This window comes from Stenotrophomonas sp. (assembly GCF_032056425.1).
GTDB lineage: Bacteria > Pseudomonadota > Gammaproteobacteria > Xanthomonadales > Xanthomonadaceae > Stenotrophomonas.
On record NZ_DAMBCN010000032.1, the window covers coordinates 17,725 to 40,326 of the forward strand.

The window sequence follows — 22,602 nt, forward strand, 5'->3', positions numbered from 1 at the left end:
CCCCGGGGCCTGCCTAACCCCAGGCGATCAAGCCGATCGCCAGCACCGCCAGCGCCAGGCCGGCGCGGTTCCACTTCGTGGTGGCCTCGCCGAAGGCGAACACGCCCACCAGCGCGCCCAGCACCACCACGCCGATGTTCATGCCGGCGAACACCGTGGCCGGGCTGTCCGGCATCGACTGGTGCGCGTGCACGTAGAAGAGAATGTTGCCGCCATTGAGCAGGCCCAGCAGCGCGCCGGCGCCCAGGTTGCGCCACGCCAGCCGGCTGCGGCCGCTGAAGTGCCGCCACAGCTGCAGCGCCAGCATCAGCACGAAGGCCACGCTGAAGCTGGCCAGCACCGCCGCCATCGATGGCGTACCGGACAGCGCCACCTGCTTCAGCAGCACGTCCACCACCGCAAACCCGCCCCATACCCCCAGCAGCCAGCCCCAGCCGCCGGGCGAGGCGGCCACGGCCGGCCCACGCGGGCGCAGGCTGATCGCCACCATCGCGACCAGACCCAGCGCCAGCCCGGCCAGCTTCCACGGCGTGGCGGTCTGGCCGAAGAACAGGAAGGCCGCAGCCAATGACAGCAGCAGCGACAGGCGCTGCGCCACATCGCTGCGCACGATGCCGGCCACCGCCACCGCGCGGCCCAGCACCAGGAAGATGGTCGGCAGCACCACCGCCAGCGCCAGCAGCGCGGCCCACGGCGCATGCGGCGCGCGCAGCGCATCCAGCGGCGGCTGCAGCACCGCGGCGGTCAGGGTGGCGGCTACCAGGTAGTTCCAGGTCACCATCTGCGGCACGTCCAGTGCGCGCCGCCCGGCCAGCTTCAACAGCACCGACACCAGCACGCTGCAGATCACAGCCAGGGACACGTAGAGCATGGGGCAGGCACAGGGCAGGGGCGGGGGACGGTATCATGTTGCCATGCGCAATCCCTCGTTCCCCGTTGCTCCCGGCGAAACCGCCTGTCTTGAACTGGACGGCCCGGCCGGTCCGCTGGAAGTGGTGGTCGACCTGCCCAAGGCCGACGTGCCGGCGCAGCCGATCGTGGCCATCGTCTGTCACCCGCTGTCCACCGAAGGCGGCACCCTGCACAACAAAGTGGTGACCATGACCGCCACCACCCTGCGCGAGCAGGGCATCGCCACGGTGCGCTTCAACTTCCGCAGCGTGGGCGGTTCGGCCGGCGACTTCGACCATGGCAACGGCGAACAGGACGACCTGAAGGCCGTCGCCGCCTGGGTGCGCAGCCAGCGCCCGCAGGATCGCCTGTGGCTGGCCGGCTTCAGCTTCGGGTCGTTCGTTTCGCTGAAGGCGGCCGGTGAGCTGCAGCCGGAGGCGCTGATCTCGATCGCACCGCCGGCCGGCCGCTGGGACTTCGACGGCGTGCAGCCGCCGGCCCGCTGGCTGGTCATCCAGGGCGAACAGGATGAAATCGTCGACCCGCAGGCGGTCTACCAGTGGCTGGACACCCTGGGCGCGCCGCACGAGCTGGTGCGCATGCCCGACACCAGCCACTTCTTCCACCGCAAGCTGATCGACCTGCGCGGCGCGCTTACCCACGGCGTGAAGCACTGGCTGGGCGCGGCGGCATGAACGAGGCGGTGCAGACCCCCTCGCAGCGCTATGCCGCCGGCGTGGCCCGCGGCGATTGGCAGAACGACCCGGCCCAGCACGCGGCGCTGGCCGAGCTGGACCGGATCCACCTGGGGCTGCTGGACAGTGCCGACGACGGCTGGCTGGACCGCCTGTCCTCGTTCTGGAAGAAGCCCGAGCCGGTAAAGGGCCTGTATTTCTGGGGCGGGGTGGGGCGCGGCAAGACCTTCCTGGTGGACCTGTTCTACGACGGCCTGCCGATCAAGCAGAAGTACCGCACCCACTTCCACCGCTTCATGCGCAGCGTGCACGAGCGCCTGCGCGAGCACCAGGGGCAGAGCGACCCGCTGGCGAAGATCGCCCAGGAATGGCGCAGCAACCTGCGCGTGCTGGTGCTGGACGAGTTCTTCGTGACCGACATCGGCGATGCCATGCTGCTGGCGCGGCTGCTGGAGCGCCTGTTCGCCGAGGGCGTGACCCTGGTCACCACCTCCAACACCGCGGTGGAGAACCTGTACCTGAACGGCCTGCAGCGCGAGAGCTTCATGCCGGCCATCGGCCTGCTGCAGCGCTTCTGCGTGGAGCTGTATGCCGAAGGCACCGAGGACTACCGCATGCGCGCGCTGACCCGTTCGCCGGTGTACCGCGCGCCGCTGGCCGCCGACAGCGACGACTGGCTGGCCAGCCGCTGGGGCGAGCTGAGCGGTGGGCAGGCGGCCAAGGCCGGCAACATCGAGATCGAGGGCCGCAAGATTCCGGTGCGGGCCCGGGGCAAGAGCATTGCCTGGTTCGATTTCGCCGCCCTGTGCGAAGGCCCGCGCGGCCCGTCGGATTACATCGAGATCGCGCACGAGTTCAACACGGTGCTGCTGGGCGGCATTCCCGCCTTCGACCGCCTGAACGAAGATGCCGCGCGCCGCTTCGTGAACCTGATCGACGAACTGTACGACCGCCACGTCAACCTGGTCTGCACCGCCAGCACCTCGCCCATCGAGCTGTACAGCGGCCAGCGCCTGCAGGGCGCCTTCGAACGCACCGCCTCGCGCCTGATCGAAATGCAGAGCGCCGAATACCTGGGCACCCCGCACCGGGCGTAAGCCGTGGCGCGGGCGGCCCCGGCCGCCCCTGGTCGCCCCGGCCGCCCGGCTTCGTAGAGTCGAGCTTGCTCGACTGCTCTGCGCGCGGTGCCAAAAGCAGTCGAGCAAGCTCGACTCTACCTGGCGTGCCGGGCCAGTCTGAGTCAACTGTATGCTGGGAAGTGCCAGCTGAATTTCGAGCAGACAGAGCCCAGAGAATTCCCGATGAGCCAGGACATCGACAAGCACGTGGCGCGGGCCATCGTTGAACTTGCAATCTTTTTCGAGTTTTCGCCGGATGATGTATTGGATCCGGATGCCGCCATGCGTGCGCTCGAGCAATTGGCCTCGACACTGCAAATGATGGGCGCGGAGTCCAGATCTTCTTTGTGCTCACAGTTCAAGAGCATCTCAACGGCGTATTCAGGTGAGCGGGCACAGTTTGTAGAAAGTCTGGGCGATGCCCTGGGGTTGATCGAGGAGTAGTTGGGTTCCTCGGCAAAAGCCCCGGCTCGTTCGCGCGGGCGGCCCCGGCCGCCCTTGGTCGCCCCGGCCCCGGCCGGTTCCCACCGCCCCATACCGGCTTGCCCACCACCTATCCACAGGGTTGTCCCTAGCCAGCTTCATCACTGTCATGTGAAGCTGTCATTGTTCCGTTTCCGCAGCACGTTGTACCGCCCTTGTGACGCCTTTCGGTATTGACTGCGCAGCCGGTTCCAGCAGGTCTTAAGCGTCCAAACGCGCCGCCGATGGCATGATCCTTGCGCCGCAAGGGATTACCAGATTTCACTACATTTGGCGTTGACGGCCCCCTCTACCCCCACTATCTTGTGGCCGTCGGTCGCAGTGACCCCAAGTGCCGGGGTCCCCGGCAGTACTGTTCCGCGACCGTCACCGGCAGTGGCAGGCGCAGGGTCTCAATCCCTGCGACGCCCTCCTGCCACTCTGGGGCGTCAGGTCCCAGGTCGCGTCACCCGATGCATCGAGCACCCCCAATCACGCCAAGAGGACACACGCCGTGACCACCGAATCCAGCGCCACCATCGAAAAGGAAAGCGAATTCCTGTTGACGTCGCCGCCGACGTCCAACGCGATGAGCGTGACCAAGCGCAATGGCACGACCGAGCTGGTGGATCTGAACAAGATCGTGCGCGCGGTGCAGCGTTCCTCCGAAGGCCTGCACGCGGTCGATCCGATGCGTGTGGCCACCCGTACCATTTCCGGCCTGTACAACGGCGCCACCACCCGCGAGCTGGACGAACTGTCCATCCGCACCGCCGCCCTGCTGATCGGTGAAGAGCCCGAGTACGGCCGCCTGGCGGCGCGCCTGCTGGCCAACTACATCGCCAAGGAAGTGTCGGGCCAGGAAATCTACGCCTTCTCGCAGTCGGTCAGCCGTGGCCACGAAGTGGGCCTGATCAACGATCGCCTGCTGAACTTCGTGCAGACCAACGCGCGCAAGCTCAACGATGCCATCGACATCTCGCTGGACCTGAACTTCGATTACTTCGGCCTGCGTACCCTGTACGACCGCTACCTGCTGCGCCACCCGCACACCCGCAAGGTGATCGAGACCCCGCAGCAGTTCTTCCTGCGCATCGCCAGCGCGCTGAGCGAGGACGTGTCCGAGACCCTGGCGCTGTACAAGCGCATGGGCAACCTGGACTACCTGCCGTCCAGCCCGACCCTGTTCAATTCCGGCACCACCCACGAGCAGCTGTCCTCGTGCTTCCTGCTGGATTCGCCGCAGGATTCGCTGGAATCGATCTACTCCAAGTACGGCGACATCGCCCAGCTGTCGAAGTTCTCCGGCGGCATCGGCGTCAGCTACACCCGCGTGCGTTCGCGTGGTTCGCTCATCAAGTCCACCAACGGCCATTCCAACGGCATCGTGCCGTGGCTGAAGACCATGGATTCGTCCGTGGCTGCGGTGAACCAGGGCGGCAAGCGCAAGGGCGCGGCCTGCGTGTACCTGGAAACCTGGCACGCCGACATCGAGGACTTCCTGGAGCTGCGTGATAACACCGGTGACGAAGCCCGCCGCACCCACAACCTGAACCTGGCCAACTGGGTGCCGGACCTGTTCATGAAGCGCGTCGAGGCCGACCAGGAATGGTCGCTGTTCGATCCGCGCGTCGTGCCGGAGTTCACCGATCTGTTCGGCGAAGCCTTCGAACAGGCCTACGTGCAGGCCGAAGCGCAGGGCAAGGCCAACCGCACCATCTCGGCGCGCAAGCTGTACGCCCGCATGATGCGTACCCTCGCCGAGACCGGCAACGGCTGGATGACCTTCAAGGACAAGTGCAACCGCGCCAGCAACCAGACCCTGCGCCCGGGCAACGTGATCCACCTGTCCAACCTGTGCACGGAAATCCTGGAAGTCACGTCCAACGATGAAACCGCGGTGTGCAACCTGGGTTCGATCAACCTGGGCAACCACTTCGACGAGCACAACGAGTTCGATTTCGAGAAGCTGGCCGAGACCGTGCGCCTGGCCGTGCGCCAGCTCGACCGCGTGATCGACCTGAACTTCTACCCGATCGAAACCGCCCGCCGCGCCAACCTGCGCTGGCGTCCGGTCGGCCTGGGCTGCATGGGCCTGCAGGACGTGTTCTTCCGCAAGCGCCTGCCGTTCGACAGCGCCGAAGCCCGCGCCCTGTCGAAGAAGATCGCCGAAACGATCTACTTCCACGCCCTGGAAACTTCCTCGGAGCTGGCCCAGGAACGCGGCAAGCACCCGTCGTTCAACGACACGCGTGCCGCCAGCGGCGAACTGCAGTTCGACGCCTGGAACGTGGTGCCCGAAGACACCGCCCGCTGGGACGCCCTGCGCGAGCGCATCAAGGAACACGGCCTGCGCAACTCGCTGATGATCGCGATTGCCCCGACCGCCACCATTGCCTCGATCGCCGGTTGCTACGAGTGCGTGGAACCGCAGGTCTCCAACCTGTTCAAGCGCGAAACCCTGTCCGGTGACTTCCTGCAGGTCAACCGCTACCTGGTGAACGAGCTGAAGAAGCTGGGCCTGTGGACCGCCGACATGCGCGATGCCATCAAGCTGGCCGAAGGTTCCATTGCCGGCCTGGCGCAGATTCCCGAAGCCCTGCGCCAGGTCTACCGCACCGCATGGGAACTGCCGATGCGTTCGCTGATCGACATGGCCGCCGAGCGTGGCGCCTTCATCGACCAGTCGGCCTCGCTCAACCTGTTCATGGAAAGCCCGAACATCGGTGCGATGTCGTCCATGTACATGTACGCGTGGAAGCAGGGCGTCAAGACCACTTACTACCTGCGCTCGCGTCCGGCCACCAAGATCGCCAAGACCACGGTCAGCACGTACACCCCGACCGAAGCGGTGGCCTGCTCGCTGGAAAACCCGGAAGCCTGCGAGGCCTGCCAATAAAACGCGCCGTGCCGGCCCCGCCGGCACCTCGCACCTGTAGAGCCGAGCCATGCTCGGCTGCCGCACGGAAACACCCAGGTAGCGCCGGGCCATGCCCGGCGTTTTGACCCGAGAAGACAAGGAAACACCCATGGCCGACACGCCCAAGCAGATGCTGCTCGATCCCGGTTTCGAACTGACCCTGCGCCCGATGCGCTACCCGCAGTTCTATGACATGTACCGGAACGCGATCAAGAACACCTGGACGGTGGAAGAGATCAACTTCCAGATCGACATCACCGACCTGCACAGCAAGATGTCGCCGGGTGAGCGCCACCTGATCCACCGCCTGGTTGCGTTCTTCGCCACCGGCGATTCGATCGTGTCCAACAACCTGGTGCTGAACCTGTACCAGCACTTGAACGCGCCGGAAGCGCGCATGTACCTGTCGCGCCAGCTGTACGAAGAAGCGCTGCACGTGCAGTTCTACCTGACCCTGCTCGACAACTACCTGCCGGATCCGGAAGAGCGCGCCAAGGCGTTCTCGGCGGTGGAGAACATCGACTCGATCAAGAAGAAGGCCGACTTCTGCTTCAAATGGATCGACTCGATCCAGAGCCTGACCCGCATCGAGACCCGCGAACAGCGCCGCCAGTTCCTGCTCAACCAGATCTGCTTCGCCGCTTGCATCGAAGGCCTGTTCTTCTTCGCTGCCTTCGCCTACGTGTACTACTTCCGTTCGCGTGGCCTGCTGCCGGGCCTGGCCTCGGGCACCAACTGGGTGTTCCGCGACGAGAGCGCGCACATGGACTTCGCGTTCGAATCGGTGCGCGTGGTGCGTGAGGAAGAGCCGGACCTGTTCGACGATGAAATGAAGCAGCAGGTCTACGACATGCTGGCCGAAGCCATCGAGTGCGAAGTGCAGTTCGCCGAGGACGTGCTGTCCGGCGGCGTGGCCGGCATTTCCACCCGCGACATGCGCCAGTACCTGCAGCATTGCGCCGACCAGCATTTCGCCAAGCTGGGCATGGAAAAGAAGTACAACGTGCGCAACCCGCTGCCGTTCATGGAACTGCAGGACGTGCAGGAACTGACCAACTTCTTCGAACGCCGCGTCTCGGCCTACCAGGTCGGCGTGCAGGGCGAAGTCGCCTTCGACATGAACTTCTGATCGAAGCGGTCACCCCGGTTGCAACGAAGAACCCCGGCCAATGCCGGGGTTTTTTGTTTCTGTAGAGCCAAGCCCATGCTTGGCTGCCGTGCTTTTGTAGAGTCGAGCCATGCTCGACTGATCTTCGCGAACAGCAGTCGAGCATGGCTCGACTCTACAAAGAACGGCTAACGCCGCCCTTCCACCGCCATGCGTACCGCCAGCCCGGCCAGCACCGTCCCCATCAGCCAGCGCTGCGCGGCCTGCCAGCTCGGCCGTGCGGCCAGGAACGCCGCAATGCTGCCGGCCATCAGCACGATCACCGTGTTCACCGCCAGGCTGACCGCGATCTGGGTGAAGCCCAGCACCACCGACTGTGCCAGCACGCTGCCGTGGCCGTCCGGGTGCAGGAACTGCGGCAGCAGGGACAGGTACATTACCGCGATCTTCGGGTTCAGCAGATTGGTCAGAAAGCCCATCGTGAACAGCCTGCGCGGGCTGTCGGCGGGCAGCGCGTGCACCGCGAACGGCGAGCGCCCGCCCGGCTTCACCGCCTGCCACGCCAGATACAGCAGGTAGAGTGCACCGCCTAGGCGCAGCGCGTCATACGCCAGCGGAATGGTCATCAGCAGCGCAGTGATGCCCAGCGCCGCGCATAGCATGTAGAAGACGAAGCCCGCCGCCACGCCGCCCAGCGACACCAGCCCGGCACGGCGGCCCTGGCAGATCGAGCGCGAGACCAGATAGACCATGTTCGGGCCTGGGGTGAGGACCATGCCCAGCGACAGCAGGGCGAACGCGAGCAGGTCGGAAGCGGCGGGCATGGGCGGTCCGTGCGGTGGGCGTGGCGCAGTGTAGCCCCGGCCGCTCGGGCCTGCCTTAAAATTGCCGCACCCCCCCACACCCTGGCCACCGCCATGACCCCCATCGTCGAAACCGTGCCGCCCATCGAAGTGCGCATGGCCGAAATCGTCTTCCCCAACCACACCAACCACATGGGCACCCTGTTCGGTGGCCAGGCGCTGGCGTGGATGGACAAGGCTGCCTTCCTGGCCGCCGCCCGCTATTCGCGCCGCACCGTGGTGACCGCGCGCAGCGACCAGGTCGATTTCAAGCTGCCCATCCGCATCGGCCAGATGGTGGAAACCATCGGTCGCATCGTGGAAGTGGGCCGCAGTTCGATGAAGGTGGAAGTGGAGCTGATTGCCGAAGACCTGCACAGTGGCGAGCGCAAGCTGTGCACCCGCGGCCACTTCGTGATGATCGCGCTGGGTGAAGACGGCCAGCCGACCGCCGTGCCCCGCCTGCCCGAGGCCGTCTGAACCGGCGCTTGCGGGGGCGCCATCGCGCCCCCATCTGCTGGGCATGACCCCGCCGCTGACCGAGTTCATCGACCGCGCCCAGCGCCTGTTCGTACTGACCGGCGCCGGCTGCAGCACCGCCTCGGGCATTCCCGATTACCGCGATACCGACGGCCAGTGGAAGCGCACGCCGCCGGTGACCTACCAGGCGTTCATGGGCGAGGCGGCCACCCGCCAGCGCTACTGGGCGCGCAGCCTGCTGGGCTGGCCGCGCTTCGGCCTGGCCCTGCCCAACGGCACCCACCAGGCGCTGGCCGCGCTGGAAGCACGCGGCACCCTGCAGGTGCTGCTGACCCAGAACGTGGATGGCCTGCACCAGCGTGCCGGCAGCACGAACGTGATCGATCTGCACGGTCGGCTGGACCAGGTGCGCTGCATGGGCTGCGAACGCCGCAGCGGGCGCGGGGATTTTCAGCAGCGCCTGTTGGACGCCAACCCCGGCTGGGACGCGCTGGAGGCCGGCATCGCGCCCGATGGCGATGCGGATCTGGAGACTGATTTTTCCGCGTTCGTGGTGCCGGACTGCCCATACTGCGGCGGCCTGCTGAAGCCAGATGTCGTCTTCTTCGGCGAAAACGTGCCGCGCGAACGGGTAGCGGCGGTGCATGAGCACCTGCAGCAGGCCGATGCGCTGCTGGTGGTGGGCTCCTCGCTGATGGTCTATTCCGGCTTCCGCTTCGTGCAGGCCGCGGCCAAGGCCGGCCTGCCGGTGGCGGCGCTGAACCGCGGTCGCACCCGCGCCGATGATCTGCTGCAGTTCAAGGATGAACGCGACTGCGCCGAGGCCTTGGCGGGTTTCGCGACCCGGTAGCGCCGGGCCATGCCCGGCGCTACCGGTGACAGGTCGCGCGAAACAGCGATCCATCCAGACGGTTGATCCGCAGGCCGTGCAGCGGTGCAATACGCACCCCCTCCGCATGTCGCTATCGCCTTGAGCCAGTTGTTCTCGCCGGTCACCCTCGGCCCGCTTACCCTGTCCAACCGCATCGTGATCGCGCCGATGTGCCAGTACTCCGCCGAAGATGGCCGCGCCAGCGACTGGCATGCCCAGCACCTGGGCAGCCTGGCGCAGTCCGGCGCCGGCCTGCTGATCCTGGAAGCGACCGCGGTGGAACCGCGCGGGCGCATCAGCTATGCCGACCTGGGGCTGTGGGACGACGGTACCGAAGCCGCGCTGGCGCAGGTGCTGGCCAGCGTACGGCGCTGGTCGCCAATGCCGCTGGGCATCCAGCTGGGCCACGCCGGCCGCAAGGCCTCCACCGCACGCCCGTGGGATGGCGGCCGCCAGCTGCCGGCCGACGATGCCCGTGGCTGGCCCACCGTGGCGCCGTCGCCGCTGCCGTTCCACGCCAACGACCCGGCCCCGCAGGCACTGGATGAAGCCGGCATTGCCGAGGTGGTGGCCGCCTTCGCCGCCAGCGCCGTGCGCGCCGAGCGCCTGGGCTTCGAACTGATCGAAATCCACGCGGCCCACGGCTACCTGTTGCACCAGTTCCTGTCGCCGCTCAGCAACCGCCGCACGGATGGTTACGGCGGCTCGCTGCCGAACCGCCTGCGCCTGCTGGTGGAAGTGTTCGACGCGGTGCGCGAAGCGGTGTCGGACACGGTGTCGGTGGGCGTGCGCATTTCCGCCACCGACTGGGTGGAAGGCGGTTGGGACGTGGTGCAGAGCGAAGCCCTGGCACAGGTGCTGGACGCGCGCGGCTGCAACTTCCTGCACGTGTCCAGCGGCGGCCTGGACGAGCGCCAGAAGATCAGCGTGGGTCCGGGCTACCAGGTGCCGTTCGCCGCGGCGATCAAGGCCAAGAAGCTGCGCATGCCGGTCATCGCGGTGGGCCTGATCACCGAGCCGGAACAGGCCGAATCGATCCTGCGCCACAACCAGGCCGATGCCATCGCCCTGGCCCGCGGCATCCTGTACGACCCGCGCTGGCCGTGGCATGCCGCTGCCGCGCTGGGTGACAGCGTGGTGCCGGCGCCGCAGTACCTGCGCTGCGAACCGCGCGAAGCCCGCAACGTGTTCCGCGCGCGCTGAGGCCGGTCATACCTGCCAGGCCGGCGGCAGGCCGGCCTGCAGGTGCTCGAACAAGGCGCGGATGCGGGCGGTGAAATCGCGCCGGTCGCTGACGCAGAAGAACACCTCCATCGGCTCCGGCTGCCACGCGCTGGCCGGGCCGAACACCGCCTGCAGCCGACCATCGCGCAGGTACGGGTCGGCCACGAAGGCGGCCAGCCGGGTGATGCCGGCACCGGCAGCGGCCAGCTCGGCCAGCGCGTCGATGTCATCGCAGACCATGCTCGGCGGCAGCGCCGCGTCCACCCGCGTATCGCCACGCCGCAGGCCCCAGCGCAGCGGTCGGCCATCGGTGGGGAAGCGGTGAAGCAGGCCACGATGCTGCTGCAGTTCGGCCGGTTCCTGCGGCATGCCGTGCGCGGCCAGGTAGGCCGGTGCGGCGCAGAACAGGAACGGGATGCGCGCCAGCGGCCGCGCCACCAGCCCATCTTCCAGCTGCGCGCCGATGCGCAGGCTCACATCCACCGTTTCCGGGCCGTGCTGTACGGCGCGATCGCTCAGGCGCAGTTCCAGCTGCAGTTGCGGGTAGCGCTGCTGCAGTGACGGCAGTAGCGGCGACAGCACATGGCGACCGAAGGCGCGGCTGCTGGCAATGCGCAGCGGCCCACTGGGCACGATGTCGTCGGCGGTCACCAGCGCCTGCGCGCGCGCCAGGTCGGCCTCGATGTGCTGCACCTGGGCCAGGTACAGCGCCCCGGCCTCGCTCAGGGCCAGTTGCCGGGTGCTACGGTTGAGCAGGCGCACGCCCAGGTGGGTTTCCAGGCGCTGGATGTTCTGGCCCACGGCGGTGGCACTGATGCCCAGGCTGCGCGCGGCCGCGGCAATGCTGCCGGTCTGCGCGGTGCGGGTGAAGCTGCGGATGAGCTGCAACAGGTTCATGACCGTCCAGCTTGCCACGGAAACCGGCAAGCGTGGCTTGGGTCTGCACCAAGCGCGGCGGGGCTGTGCGTGGGGCGTCGCGCCGCTAGCCTGCCGGCCCTGTTCACCTGATGCGATGTGCCATGGCCCACCCCCGCTCGCCCCGCTGGAAGCTGCACGCCCGCAGCACGCCGTTCGTGTTCGCCTTCTTCATGGCCAGCCTGATGGCGCTGCTGATGTGCCTGGTCATCACCGCCGCCAATGCCGGGGTGGGCAGCGGCTACCTGGCGCGGGTGCTGGCGGCCTACCAGATGGCCATGCCGGTCGCGTTCTGTGGCGTGCTGCTGGTGCGACCGCTGGTGGTGCGGCTGGTGGCCTTGACCGTGCATCCGCACTGAAGATCGGTTGCATCTGACAGCATTGTGCACCGCCGCAGGGTGCTGCCCTAAACTGGGGTGATGCGCCCTGATTCCATTCTTACCTTGTCCTGCCCCGACCGCACCGGAATCGTCTACCGCGTGTCGGGGCTGTTGTTCGACCACGGCTGCAACATCCTCGACGCCCAGCAGTTCGGTGATGAGGAGAGCGGCCGCTTCTTCCTGCGCGTGCATTTCGACCGCGATGCCAGCCAGCCGCTGGATACCGTGCATGCGGCGATGGCCGCGCTGGCCGCCGATTACGGCATGGACTGGCAACTGCACGACGGCCGCCGCCGCGCGCGCCTGCTGGTGCTGGTCAGCAAGCAGGGCCATTGCCTGAACGACCTGCTGTTCCGCGCGCACAGCGGGCAGCTGAAGGTGGATATCGCGGCGGTGGCGTCCAACCACGCCGATTTCGCGCCACTGTCCGCGTCCTACCAGGTGCCGTTCCACCATTTGCCGGTGAACGCGGAAACGCGCGCGGTGCAGGAACAGCAGATCATCGATCTGGTCGACCGCGAACGCATCGACCTGGTGGTGCTGGCGCGCTACATGCAGATTCTTTCGCCCACGCTGTGCCGCGCACTGGCCGGCCGTGCGATCAACATCCACCACAGCTTCCTGCCCAGCTTCAAGGGCGCGCAGCCGTACCACCAGGCGCACGCGCGCGGGGTCAAGATCATCGGCGCCACCGCGCACTACGTGACCGAAGACCTGGACGAAGGCCCGATCATCGAACAGGACGTGGCCCGCGTGGACCACGCCATGACCCCGCGCGATCTGGTGCGGCTGGGCAGCGACACCGAATCGCAGGTGCTGGCGCGCGCCGTGCGCCGGCATGTCGAGCACCGCATCCTGCTCAACGGGCACCGCACGGTGGTATTCCGCTGACAGCGGGGGGCGTGGCCGCCGGGCTACAGATCATCACCTTGTGCAGCGCCGGGCCATGCCCGGCGATGTGTTTGATCGCTTCCCGCAGCAGAGGCCTTCGCCCCCCACGTTTCGTGCCTGAAGGCAGGTCTGGGACATGTGGATCGAACGCCATTAATGTGCTCCAGGAGACCCGGTGGAATCGCTGACCACATCGGGTCCAGCACGAAATCCACGCCCTCCCGCCGCGCGAGCTTTGCGGCTGGAATGAAGTCGGAATCACCAGCGACAAGAACGATCTGACGTACCTGTCGTTTCAACGACAGCGAGGAAATATCCAAGCCGATACGCATATCCACCCCCTTCTGCCGAACCTCCGGATGCAGTTCGCTTGGCAGGAGCGCGGAGAACGTGCGCTTGCCCTTCAGCAGGGCATCGAGCGTTCGGGAGTCGGTCGTCCACGCGTTGGAGTCTGCGAGATGGCCAAGCCGCAAGGCCACTTTCCGCTTCTGCTTCAGGGCGTCATGCAGGGCGACCCTGAACAGTGCTTCGGGTGATCGCGCGTAGTCAATGCAGACGCCCGATATGGGGTTGTGCATCCGTTTCCGTAAGGGTGGGCAATCGTAGAAGAAGATGCGGTAGAGATCGCGCCTGTCGCAACCCGAGGATGTGAGATGCGCCAGTGCCCAACGGTGTGCCAGTTCGGCAGCACGTTCAGGGTTGTAGGCGTTATGAGGTTCAATGCGGCGGAATCGCTTGACGAAGTAGCCGCCATCTATGAGAACTGCCGTTGGCATACCGTTGCCTTCCCGCTTTCATCCAATGAAAAGCCCCTGGTTCGGCCGTCCCGCGATCTGTAGGGGGGCGTACTGGAGGGGCTGGATGGCCCATTGTGTTACCGCGGGAAGCGGCGCACAAGCGGCAGAACCGACATGGCGACCGGCACGATCAGGCAACGCCGGGCATGGCCCGACGGTCGCGCGTCAGATGATCGAAATGCCCGCCTTGGCCAACGCCTCGCGCACCATCGCGTCGTTGGCTTCGGTCACCGGCCGGGTCAGGTCCCACAGGAACTTCACCCGGAAACCGGATTTCACCGCGTCCTGCGCGCTCCACAGCACGCAGTAATCGCGCGCCAGGCCGCACACATGCACCTCGCGGATGCGCCGCTCATGCAGCCAGCCGGCCAGACCGGTCGGCGGGCGCTCGCCCCCCGGGCCGTGGTTCTCGCGGAAGGCGCTGTACGAATCCACCTGCTGGCGGGTGCCCTTGCGCAGGATCAGGTCGGCCACGTTCCAGTCCACGCCCGGGTGCAGCGCGGCACCGTCACTGCCCTGCACGCAGTGGTCCGGCCACAGGGTCTGCGGCTGCGCGTGCAGCAGGATGCTCTCGAATGGGCGCGCGCCTGCGTGCTGGCTGGCAAACGACGCGTGGTCGGCCGGGTGCCAGTCCTGGGTGGCCACCACCGTGCGGTAGCGACGCTGAGCCAGCAGCTCGGCAATCGGCGCCACCAGCGCATCACCGTCGGCGCAGGCCAGCGCGCCACCAGGCATGAAGTCCGGCTGCAGGTCGATCACCAGCAGGGCGACATCGGCGGGCAGGACGGTCATGGCAGTTCCACTACAACAGAAGGGGGCGACCAGCGTGGCCGCCCCGTGCGTGCACGTCAATCGCCCTTGGCCGGCTCCGCATCCTGCCCGTAATAGAGCAGGCCGATCTTGATGCGCTCGCGGCCGGTTTCGCGGCGGTGGCGGTTGGCATCGCGCAGCGAGTACACACAGCCGCAGTACTCCTGCTGGTAGAACTGTTCGCGCTTGCTGATTTCCACCATGCGGCTGGCGCCGCCGCCCTTGCGCCAGTTGTAGTCCCAGTACTGCAGTCCTTCGTAGCGCGCCGCGGCGCGGATGCCGCAGTCATTGATCTGCGCCATGTTCTTCCAGCGCGAAATACCCAGCGACGAACTGATGGTGTCGTAGCCGTGCTCGTGCGCGTACAGCGCCGTGCGTTCGAAGCGCATGTCGAAGCACATGGTGCAGCGGATACCGCGCTCCGGCTCATTTTCCATGCCACGCGCGCGACTGAACCAGTTGTCGGTGTCGTAGTCGCAGTCGATGAACGGAATGCCGTGCTGCTCGGCGAAACGGATGTTCTCCTGCTTGCGCAGCTCGTACTCCTTCACCGGGTGGATGTTGGGGTTGTAGAAAAAGATCGCGTAGTCGATCCCGGAGGCGGTGATCGCCTCCATCACTTCGCCCGAGCAGGGCGCGCAGCACGAATGCAGCAGCAGGCGCTTGCCGTCGGCGGGGAGGGACAGGGCGGGGCGTTGGAACTCGGTCATCGTCGGGTGCGTGGCAGCGTGGGGAACGGATCGGGCCGGACACCGTGAACAGGACGCACGCGGCCACACCGCCCGCGCGCGCAGGACGACGATGGCCCCGGCACCCTCCCCGCGGAGAGTCCAGGTCGAGTCAGGGGACGGTCGTGTCCCCCGGCCGGGGCCGGTATTCGGGCTGATGGACACGGGCCGCAGCCCACCTACTCCCTGCCGCTTCCCAGGCATGCGCCCAGTGCTCTTGGCAGGCTTCGTTTCCATTCACCGCTGCGGGGCAGCTCCGGAATGGGCGCGCGAGGCGCCTTCACCGGATTCCCGTTTAAATCCCTCCCTGCGCGTGAACGCCTGGAGGGATACCTTCGGCGCGCCCACGGTGTACGGGTTGGCTGCGTGGGTCAAGGGGGTTGGGGTCAGAGCCCGTTGCGCTGCAACGGGATCCGACCCCGGCCGGGACGTGCCTTCAGCGCCCCGCCGCCGCGCGCGCGCGGATGTCGTCCAGCCGCTGGTCGCACAGCAGGCGGCCGTTCTCCCACACGGTCACCATCGCGTCCTCGAAGCCGGCCGGCAGCGCGTCATCGCCATTGGCGGGCAGGGCCGTCGTGTGCAGGCTGCCATCATCCAGCCGACGCAGCAGGCGCATGCGGCCGCGCTTGCTGGCCTTGCCGGCATCGGTGATCGGGTCCTTGTAGACGTCGATCCAGACACCGTCCACCCGCGCGGCCGAGCACTTCAGCGCGAATTTCTGCGTATCGCGGTCCAGCCGCTGCAGCAGGGCGCCGCCCATGCCGAAGGCCACGTTGTCGGCGGCGTAGCCGTCAGCGGTGATGCGCTGCAGGATGGCGCGGATCGTGTCCGGGTTGATGCCATCGCCCTGGATCACCCGCACGTGGTTGAGCACGCGGTAGCCCTTGCCGTTGATCGTGTGGCCGAAGGCCTCGTCCAGGCGGCGCAGGCTCTCGGCCACCACTTCCACCGGGTCGCCCGAATCGGGACGGATGACCAGGGTCGCGCCCGAGGCGATCACTTCATCGCGCAGGGTGGTGCCCCAGTGCTCGCTGATGGCGCGGTAGATGTCATAGCTGTCCGACACCACCGCCACGATCGCGCCGGGTCTGCCGAACTGGCGCAGCATGTTGCGGTACGCATCCACTTCGCGCTCGCGGCCCCAGCTGGTGATGGTGCTGTGCTCGGCAGCAGGAATCGAATAGCCGGCCATCGGCGCGTGGTAGTGCGCACGGGCCAGGCACAGCGCCGAGACGGTGTCGGTGCCGAGGAAGTTGACCAGGTGCGCGGCACCGCCCAGCGCGGCCGATTGCAGGCTTGATACACCGCGCGCGCCGAAGTCGTGCAGCTTGAACGGCAGCTGCCCCTGCGGGTCATCGCTGGTCTGCTGCAGGAAGCGGCTGATGGTCTGGCGCGCGTGCCAGCTGATGGTGGCCACGGTGACCGGGTACCACACGCGCAGCAGCAGGGTTTCCAGGTACGAGGGCACCCAGAACGCGGCCGGGTCGGTCGATTCGATGGTCATCAGCGCCTGGTGCGTGGGCACCACGCTGCCCTCGGGCACGGCCCGGATGCGTACCGGCAGGTGCCCGCCGAGGCGGTCGACGATGTCGCGCCAGCCGGCTTCATTGAACGGCTCGCCATGTGCGGCGAACACCGCGGCGGCGTCGTCGATGTCGGCGTGGGTGACCGGCCGTGCCAGCGCGTCCTTCAGGATCGCCTGCAGGCCGAAGAACACCGTGCGGTCGTGCAGGCCACCACGCGATTCCACGTAGAAGAACGTGGCATCGGTACCGGGCGGGTACTGCAGCCAATGGCTGGCCTTGTAGCTGTCGGTATTGAGGAGAAGATTATCGAGGTAGTGCATGACGGAAGCTCCTTCGCGTCGGTGACACCGGCGGTCTATCCGCCGGTGGGGAGGGTCGGGCAGGTCAGCCGCGGCCCAGGAAATACTCCAGGATGTGCAGGTGGTCTTCGAACAGCTGCGGGCCCATCTCCAGTGCCTCGCTTACCGGAATCCAGCGTGCCTTGTCGGCGTCATCGCCGCCGCGTACCGCCGGCAGTTCACCGGCCGGAAATTCGAAGTGGAAACCGTGGGTGATGGTGCGGCCGCGCTGGCTGCGGTCGGGGTGGTCGAACACCTGCTGGCTCTTCAGCGAGCCCTTCAGCACCGGCAGCGGAATCTTCAGCCGGGTCTCTTCGCGCAGTTCGCGCAGGCAGCTGTCCAGCAGGCTCTGTTCCTGGCCGACGAAGCCACCGGGCAGTGCCCACAGGCCCTTGCCGGGTTCCGAACGGCGGCGCACCAGCAGCACGTGGCCCGAATGCACTACCACTGCATCGGTGGTGACGAAGGTGGGTGCGTAGGGCGCATCCTTCCAGGCCGCCTTGTACTGTTCGATGAAGCGGTACTCGGCCACCAGCTGGCCATAGGCCGGCGCGCTTCTGCGGAACGCTTCGAGCATGTCGTACACCGGCGGCGGCACGTTGCCACGCAGCATCAGCAGGGCACCGTGGAAGTCGACATCGCCGGCTTCGAACAGGTAGCGGCGCAGCTCGGTGGCCGACAGGGTGGCGGTGTGCTGCACGTCCACCAGGGGCCACTGCGGGAACTCGCGCAGGTAGTAGCTGGAGGCGTCCTTGTCCATGCCGATCAGGCCGACCTTGGCATCGGCGGCGGCGCCGTCGTTGCGCAGGGCCTCGGCCACCTGGCGCTGCACGTTGGCGATCCACTGCGCTTCGTTGTACAGGTGGTCGCGCAGCGGGCGGATCAGCAGGCGTTCGGTGTTGCCATCGAGGGCGGCCTGGATCATCACGGCGCGTTCGGCCACGGTCCAGGGATTGCGCAGGCTGCGGGGGGTATCGGCAGAGCCGACCAGGAAGATCAGCTTGCGGGCCCGGCTCAGGGCCAGGCGGGCAACGGCGGCATGGCCGTTGTGGAAGGGCTCGAAACGCCCGATGAAGACCAGATAATCGAATTCCATGAGAATCCCTCATGTCGTTGTGATGGCCGCGGGTCTGTCCCTTGGCTTGGTGCTGATGCTACGCCGATGGTTGTGGGGGTCAAGTGTGGGGGTTGCCGGCAGGGCTGCGCCCTGCACCTGCAGAGGCAACGTCAACTGCAACGTCAACTTCAAAAGCTGGCTATCCGTGGGTTGGCGGGGTGGGTCCGGTTGAGGGGGACGCTGCAAGTACGTCCATGTAAGCTCGGTCGCCGCATCCATGCGGCTCACGCCCCCTCAACCGGACCCACCCCGCCTTCGACAGTTTTCTGCGATCTGCCGGAACGGCACGGGGTCGGATCCCGTTGCACCGCAACGGGCTCTGACCCCATTACGGCGCCTCGATGTAACGCTGCCAAAGGTGGTTCACCAGCTGCGTCTGTGGGTCGTACTGGCGCTTGATGTCGACCAAGGCCTGCCACTGCGGATAGGCGCGCTGGAAGTGCGCGCGCGTGGCATGCGGGCGGTACGGGAGGTAGTAGCTGCCGCCGCAGTCCAGCGCGGCATCGATCAGCGCGCGGGTCCAGCCCGTGGCCAGCGTATCGCTCCAGGGAAAGCGCCGCTGCTTGTGGTACAGCACGAAGCAGAACACTTCTTCGCGCGCCCACGCCAGCAGCGAGGTGGTATCGGCCGGCGCGTGGCGGATCGACACGTTCAGCGCGTCCACGCGGTGCTGCTGCAGGATGGCGGCCATGCGCGTGGCGAAGGACTGGAAGTGGCGCACGGGAATGAAGTACTCCTGCAGCAGGTAGGTCGACATCGCGCGCGTGCGTGGCTCCAGTGATGCCACGTCCAGGCTCGCTTCCAGGTTGCGATGGATCACCCGCGGTTCGGCCATCTGCTGCTTCACCACCGAGCTTTCGCGCAGCTGCGGGCCGCCGGGCAGTTCGGTGACGGCCCAGATCATGTTCTGCTCGTGGGCATAGTTCGCACCCACGGGTATCAAGCGCCGGGTGTCGGTCAGCGCTGCCGTGCTGCGCCGCCAGGTCACGGTCACGGGTGCATCGAAACGCGGCGGAATGAGGTCGGCGTTGTGCATCAACGCATCGCTGCGCGACGCCACGTTCTCGCGGAACCACTGCGGGTAATCGGCCAGCGCCACCCGCTCCATGTGCCGTGCCATGCGGTCGTTGCCGGCCAGGTCCAGCTCGACTTCGCTGACCACGCCGATCAGGCCATAGCCACCGATGACCGCGGCGAACAGCTCCGGATGCTGCGTGCGCGAGGTCTCGATCACCTCGCCGGACCGCAGCACCACCTGCAGTGCACGCACGGTGGAAGCGATGCTGCCGCTGCCAACGTAGCGACCATGGCAGTTCACCGACACCGAACCGCCGACGGTGAAGTTGCTGAAGCTCTGCATCACCTTCACCGACAGGTTGTGCGGGTCCAGCCATTCCTGCAGCGCGCGCCAGCGCATGCCGGCCTGCACGCGCACCGCCTTGCGCGCGACGTCCAGCCACAGCAGACGGTGGCTGGGCGTCAGATCCAGCTGCAGGGCGCCGGCCGCGCTGGTCTGCCCGCCCATGCTGTAACGGCCGCCGGCCACGCAGACCGTACCCCGGTGCTGCTGCAGGGCAGCCTGCACGTCAGCCGTTTCGGCAACGGCCCGCACCCCGGCCACGTCGGTGGGTTCCAGTTGGCTGATGTCGTTGGCCACGGGCGTGCCGCGCCGGGTACAGGCAGCGGCGGCAGTGGCGGCGGCACAGCCTGCGATGAACGCGCGACGGGTGGTCATGGCAATCCCTGCATGAGTGTCCTGTACGCAGTGTGCACGGGCCGGGCGGGGGCGGCCAGTAGCCCTTCGGTGGGCGGGTTCTCAGGCTGTGAGAAGCCTTCGCGTCATACTGCATCCGTAGCGTCGGGTGGCATCTCAGGCACAGTCAGCGGGGGGCAGGGTAGTGGCAGACAAGTACTGCGATCTGGTCATGAAGGGCGGCATCACCAGCGGCATCGTGTACCCCAATGCGGTACTGGCGCTGGCCCGCGAGTATCGGTTCAAGAGCATCGGTGGCACCTCGGCCGGCGCCATTGCCGCGGCGGTGGCGGCAGCGGCGGCCTATGGCGATCGCCGCCAGCAGGCCGGCGAGCAGCTGGCCGACGACGCCGGCTATGGTGGCCTGTCGACGGTGTCGGCGCAGCTGTCGCGGCGCGGCTTCATCTACAGCCTGTTCCAGCCGGCGCACGGTGCGCGGGCGGCCTACCGGCTGCTGGTCGCGCTGACCGGTGGTTACGGCTGGCCGCGCAAGCTGCTGTGCCTGGCGGTGGCCGTGTTCGAGATCGCCCCGCTGGAAGTGCTGGTGTCGCTGGCGCTGCTGCTCGGCCTGGGCTGGTGGGGCGGCGGCTGGAGTGGTGTGGCGGCCACCCTGCTGCCATCGCTGCTGTGCGCCTATGGTGCCGGCGTGGCCGGTGCCGCGCTGCGGGTGGCGCGGGTGGCACGGCGCAACCTGCTGGGGCTGTGCAGCGGCCTGGGCCGCGATGCGCGCAAACCGGCGCTGACCGAATGGCTGCACCACAGCCTGCAGCAGCTGTCCGGCAAGTCGCTGGATGCGCCGCTGACCTTCGCGGACCTGCACGACGCGCCGCGCTATGCCGGCGAGCCGGAGAGCCCGCATGCGATCAGCCTGCAGATGATCACCACCTGCGTATCGCACAACGAACCGCGCACGCTGCCGCTGGGTGGTGCGCAGTTCTGGTTCCTGCGCGAGGAATTCGAGCAGTTGTTCCCGGCCAGCGTGGTGCAGTGGCTGGTCGACCACGCCGGTGCGCCGGTGGCGGTGGACGGCCGGCAGTACTACCACCTGCCGCAGGGCCCGCAGTTGCCGGTACTGGTGGCCACCCGCATGAGCCTGAGCTTCCCGCTGCTGATCAGCGCGGTGCCGCTGCATGAACCTGCGCGCCGCGAGCGCCGCTGCGAGCCATCGCCGGCCGCAGCCGATGCAGAACACAACGTGGCCGACAGCATGGAAGGGCTGACCAGTGCCGGCCAGTCCTGCGGGCCGGTCATCACCGCCTTCCGCATCTGCTGGTTTTCCGATGGTGGCATCAGCAGCAACTTCCCGATCCACCTGTTCGACGCGGCGATGCCACGTTGGCCGACCTTCGCCATCAACCTGGTCTACCCGCAGCACGCCGAGGATGTCAGCCACGGCACCACCGGCCAGCAGGCGCTGGAGCGCGCGGTGGTGTTGCCGACCGAGAACCGTCATGGCTGGCAGCGGCACTACCAGTCCATCGCCACGCCGCTGGCTGCGGCCGAGCTCGGGCGCTTCCTGTTCGCGGTGGTGGCCACCATGCAGAACTGGCGCGACCTGCTGCAGGCGCGTGCGCCGGGTTACCGCGACCGCATCGTGCATGTGAGCCTGCAGGGCGACGAAGGCGGCATGAATCTGGACATGCCGCAGGAGGTGCTGAGCCGCATCGCCGACAAGGGCAGCCTGGCCGGCGCACGCTTCTGCGCGTTCTCGTTCGAGAACCACTACTGGATCCGCTGGCGCAATCTCGCATCGGCCTACCAGCGCTACACGCTGGAGGTGGCGCGTACCGACGACCCGGCGCAGCAGGTGCTGGCCTACCGCGCGGCGTACTCCATCGTCGCCAGCGGCGAACCCGTGCCGCCGTCGTACAAGCTGGGCTCGGAAGACAAGCGTCGTGGCTCGCAGCAGCTGTGGGCGCAGATGGTGGAGCAGGGCCGCACCTGGGAAGACCTGGGCCCGGACCTGACCGACGGCGCACCACGTCCGCTGCCGCAGATGAAGGTGACACCGATCTACTGATCGGCGCCGATACAATCGTGCTTCATGCTGCAAGGAGTTTTGGATGTCTGCCCGCCAGGAACTGCTGGACCTGCTTGAACGCCTCGATGCCCGCGACCCGGAGCACCTGCCGGTGGTGCCGCTGGCCGCATATTTCGAGGGCAACGATTTCGAAGAGTGCATCGCACCGAACCAGTGCGGCTACGGCCGCCCGCCGATTGCCGAGCTGTACGCACGCCTGGCCGCCATCGCTGAAAAGCCCGAAGTGGAAGGCGTTTACGTCGGCCTGCACCAGGACTGGGGCAGCGCGCTGGAAGACGACAGCGAATGGCCTGCCGCAGAGAACGTGCACGTGCTGACCCGTGCCGACGCCGCAACCGTGGAAGGCTGGCTGCAGGGCCTGGAATGCGACGGCGTGGGCGAAGGGTGGCCCTACGGCCAGCACATTGACGCCCCCGTGCCCTCGGAAGGCCATCGCGTACTGACCGTGTATTGGGATTAGTAGATCCACGCCACGCGTGGATGCATTCCGCGCACGGCCAGAACGTGCCCATCCAGGTGGGCACCTACCTACGGCGACATCCGGATGGGGTCATAGCCGGTTGCGTCGCAATGGGATCTGACCCCGTGTCGCTCCATCAGATCGCAGGAACCTGTCAGGGGTGGGGCGGTGTCGGATTGCGGGGTGTCCGCGGCATGGATGCCGCGGCCAAGCCCCCATGGTGAAGTGACCCCCG

At 67.2% G+C, this 22,602-nt stretch carries 21 protein-coding genes and 1 riboswitch; of the genes, 12 read left to right on the forward strand and 9 right to left on the reverse strand.

The features are described 5' to 3' along the window. Positions 1–13 precede the first annotated feature (13 nt). Positions 14–871 carry an EamA/RhaT family transporter gene (locus tag RTY46_RS17410; RefSeq protein WP_312709966.1) on the reverse strand — a complete coding sequence of 286 codons (858 nt, stop codon included), beginning with the start codon at positions 869–871 and terminating at the stop codon, positions 14–16. Positions 872–914: 43 nt separating this feature from the next. Between RTY46_RS17410 and RTY46_RS17415 the strand changes: the two genes are divergently transcribed. The 5 genes from RTY46_RS17415 (at position 915) to RTY46_RS17435 (ending at position 7,215) form a co-directional block, all read left to right on the forward strand. Next, complete coding sequence (locus RTY46_RS17415) at positions 915–1,586, forward strand: CocE/NonD family hydrolase (RefSeq protein WP_312709968.1); 672 nt, start codon at positions 915–917, stop codon at positions 1,584–1,586. Further along, positions 1,583–2,683: a cell division protein ZapE gene (gene zapE, locus RTY46_RS17420; protein ID WP_312709969.1), complete on the forward strand. Its 1,101-nt coding sequence runs from the start codon at positions 1,583–1,585 to the stop codon at positions 2,681–2,683. The genes RTY46_RS17415 and zapE overlap by 4 nt, the downstream gene beginning before the upstream one ends. A 204-nt stretch (positions 2,684–2,887) precedes the next feature. Next, positions 2,888–3,148, forward strand: a complete 261-nt coding sequence (locus RTY46_RS17425) for a hypothetical protein (protein ID WP_049433137.1) — start codon at positions 2,888–2,890, stop codon at positions 3,146–3,148. Positions 3,149–3,680: 532 nt separating this feature from the next. Then, positions 3,681–6,065 carry a ribonucleoside-diphosphate reductase subunit alpha gene (locus RTY46_RS17430; RefSeq protein WP_049433138.1) on the forward strand — a complete coding sequence of 795 codons (2,385 nt, stop codon included), beginning with the start codon at positions 3,681–3,683 and terminating at the stop codon, positions 6,063–6,065. A gap of 130 nt (positions 6,066–6,195) precedes the next feature. Further along, entirely contained in the window at positions 6,196–7,215 is a 1,020-nt protein-coding gene (locus RTY46_RS17435) for a ribonucleotide-diphosphate reductase subunit beta (protein WP_312709970.1), read from the forward strand. 167 nt (positions 7,216–7,382) lie between these two features. Here RTY46_RS17435 and RTY46_RS17440 read toward each other — a convergent pair whose 3' ends face one another. Continuing rightward, positions 7,383–8,018: a LysE family translocator gene (locus RTY46_RS17440; protein ID WP_049433140.1), complete on the reverse strand. Its 636-nt coding sequence runs from the start codon at positions 8,016–8,018 to the stop codon at positions 7,383–7,385. 93 nt (positions 8,019–8,111) lie between these two features. On the opposite strand from RTY46_RS17440, the gene RTY46_RS17445 reads away from it, so the two are divergent. The 3 genes from RTY46_RS17445 to RTY46_RS17455 all read left to right on the forward strand — a co-directional run bounded on the left by RTY46_RS17445 (position 8,112) and on the right by RTY46_RS17455 (position 10,590). After that, the gene (locus RTY46_RS17445; protein WP_049433141.1) at positions 8,112–8,516 is read left to right on the forward strand and encodes an acyl-CoA thioesterase; all 405 of its coding nucleotides are present in this window, start codon (positions 8,112–8,114) and stop codon (positions 8,514–8,516) included. A 43-nt stretch (positions 8,517–8,559) separates the two neighbouring features. Next, positions 8,560–9,366 (forward strand): NAD-dependent protein deacetylase, encoded by an 807-nt coding sequence (locus RTY46_RS17450; protein WP_312709971.1) that lies wholly within the window; start codon positions 8,560–8,562, stop codon positions 9,364–9,366. Positions 9,367–9,486: 120 nt separating this feature from the next. Then, the gene (locus RTY46_RS17455; RefSeq protein ID WP_080354675.1) at positions 9,487–10,590 is read left to right on the forward strand and encodes an NADH:flavin oxidoreductase/NADH oxidase; all 1,104 of its coding nucleotides are present in this window, start codon (positions 9,487–9,489) and stop codon (positions 10,588–10,590) included. A gap of 6 nt (positions 10,591–10,596) precedes the next feature. Here the strand turns inward: RTY46_RS17455 and RTY46_RS17460 are convergent, their stop codons facing one another. Then, the gene (locus RTY46_RS17460; RefSeq protein WP_312709972.1) at positions 10,597–11,508 is read right to left on the reverse strand and encodes a LysR family transcriptional regulator; all 912 of its coding nucleotides are present in this window, start codon (positions 11,506–11,508) and stop codon (positions 10,597–10,599) included. Positions 11,509–11,630: 122 nt separating this feature from the next. Here RTY46_RS17460 and RTY46_RS17465 point away from each other — a divergent pair, with 122 nt between their 5' ends. Both RTY46_RS17465 and purU read left to right on the forward strand, forming a co-directional pair. Further along, a complete protein-coding gene (locus RTY46_RS17465; RefSeq protein ID WP_312709974.1) occupies positions 11,631–11,885 on the forward strand; it encodes a DUF2798 domain-containing protein in 255 nt (84 codons plus the stop codon). Between the two features lie 60 nt (positions 11,886–11,945). Then, complete coding sequence (gene purU, locus RTY46_RS17470) at positions 11,946–12,797, forward strand: formyltetrahydrofolate deformylase (protein ID WP_312709975.1); 852 nt, start codon at positions 11,946–11,948, stop codon at positions 12,795–12,797. A gap of 23 nt (positions 12,798–12,820) precedes the next feature. Here the strand turns inward: purU and RTY46_RS17475 are convergent, their stop codons facing one another. The 6 genes from RTY46_RS17475 to RTY46_RS17500 form a co-directional block, all read right to left on the reverse strand. Next, positions 12,821–13,573: an NYN domain-containing protein gene (locus tag RTY46_RS17475; RefSeq protein WP_312709976.1), complete on the reverse strand. Its 753-nt coding sequence runs from the start codon at positions 13,571–13,573 to the stop codon at positions 12,821–12,823. Between the two features lie 186 nt (positions 13,574–13,759). Continuing rightward, positions 13,760–14,386 carry a bifunctional nicotinamidase/pyrazinamidase gene (gene pncA / locus RTY46_RS17480; protein WP_312709977.1) on the reverse strand — a complete coding sequence of 209 codons (627 nt, stop codon included), beginning with the start codon at positions 14,384–14,386 and terminating at the stop codon, positions 13,760–13,762. A gap of 56 nt (positions 14,387–14,442) precedes the next feature. Continuing rightward, positions 14,443–15,114 (reverse strand): epoxyqueuosine reductase QueH, encoded by a 672-nt coding sequence (locus RTY46_RS17485; RefSeq protein ID WP_312709978.1) that lies wholly within the window; start codon positions 15,112–15,114, stop codon positions 14,443–14,445. A gap of 140 nt (positions 15,115–15,254) precedes the next feature. Further along, positions 15,255–15,472: riboswitch (cobalamin riboswitch) on the reverse strand. 96 nt (positions 15,473–15,568) lie between these two features. Next, a complete protein-coding gene (locus tag RTY46_RS17490; RefSeq protein WP_312709979.1) occupies positions 15,569–16,978 on the reverse strand; it encodes a nicotinate phosphoribosyltransferase in 1,410 nt (469 codons plus the stop codon). 64 nt (positions 16,979–17,042) lie between these two features. Continuing rightward, complete coding sequence (locus tag RTY46_RS17495; protein WP_312709984.1) at positions 17,043–18,098, reverse strand: bifunctional nicotinamide-nucleotide adenylyltransferase/Nudix hydroxylase; 1,056 nt, start codon at positions 18,096–18,098, stop codon at positions 17,043–17,045. 343 nt (positions 18,099–18,441) lie between these two features. After that, positions 18,442–19,848, reverse strand: a complete 1,407-nt coding sequence (locus RTY46_RS17500) for an FAD-binding oxidoreductase (RefSeq protein ID WP_312709980.1) — start codon at positions 19,846–19,848, stop codon at positions 18,442–18,444. A gap of 163 nt (positions 19,849–20,011) precedes the next feature. Between RTY46_RS17500 and RTY46_RS17505 the strand changes: the two genes are divergently transcribed. Beyond that, positions 20,012–21,886, forward strand: coding sequence for a patatin-like phospholipase family protein (locus RTY46_RS17505; RefSeq protein ID WP_312709982.1), 1,875 nt, complete (start codon positions 20,012–20,014; stop codon positions 21,884–21,886). Between the two features lie 43 nt (positions 21,887–21,929). Further along, positions 21,930–22,367: a hypothetical protein gene (locus RTY46_RS17510; protein WP_312709983.1), complete on the forward strand. Its 438-nt coding sequence runs from the start codon at positions 21,930–21,932 to the stop codon at positions 22,365–22,367. The last annotated feature ends 235 nt before the right edge of the window (positions 22,368–22,602 follow it).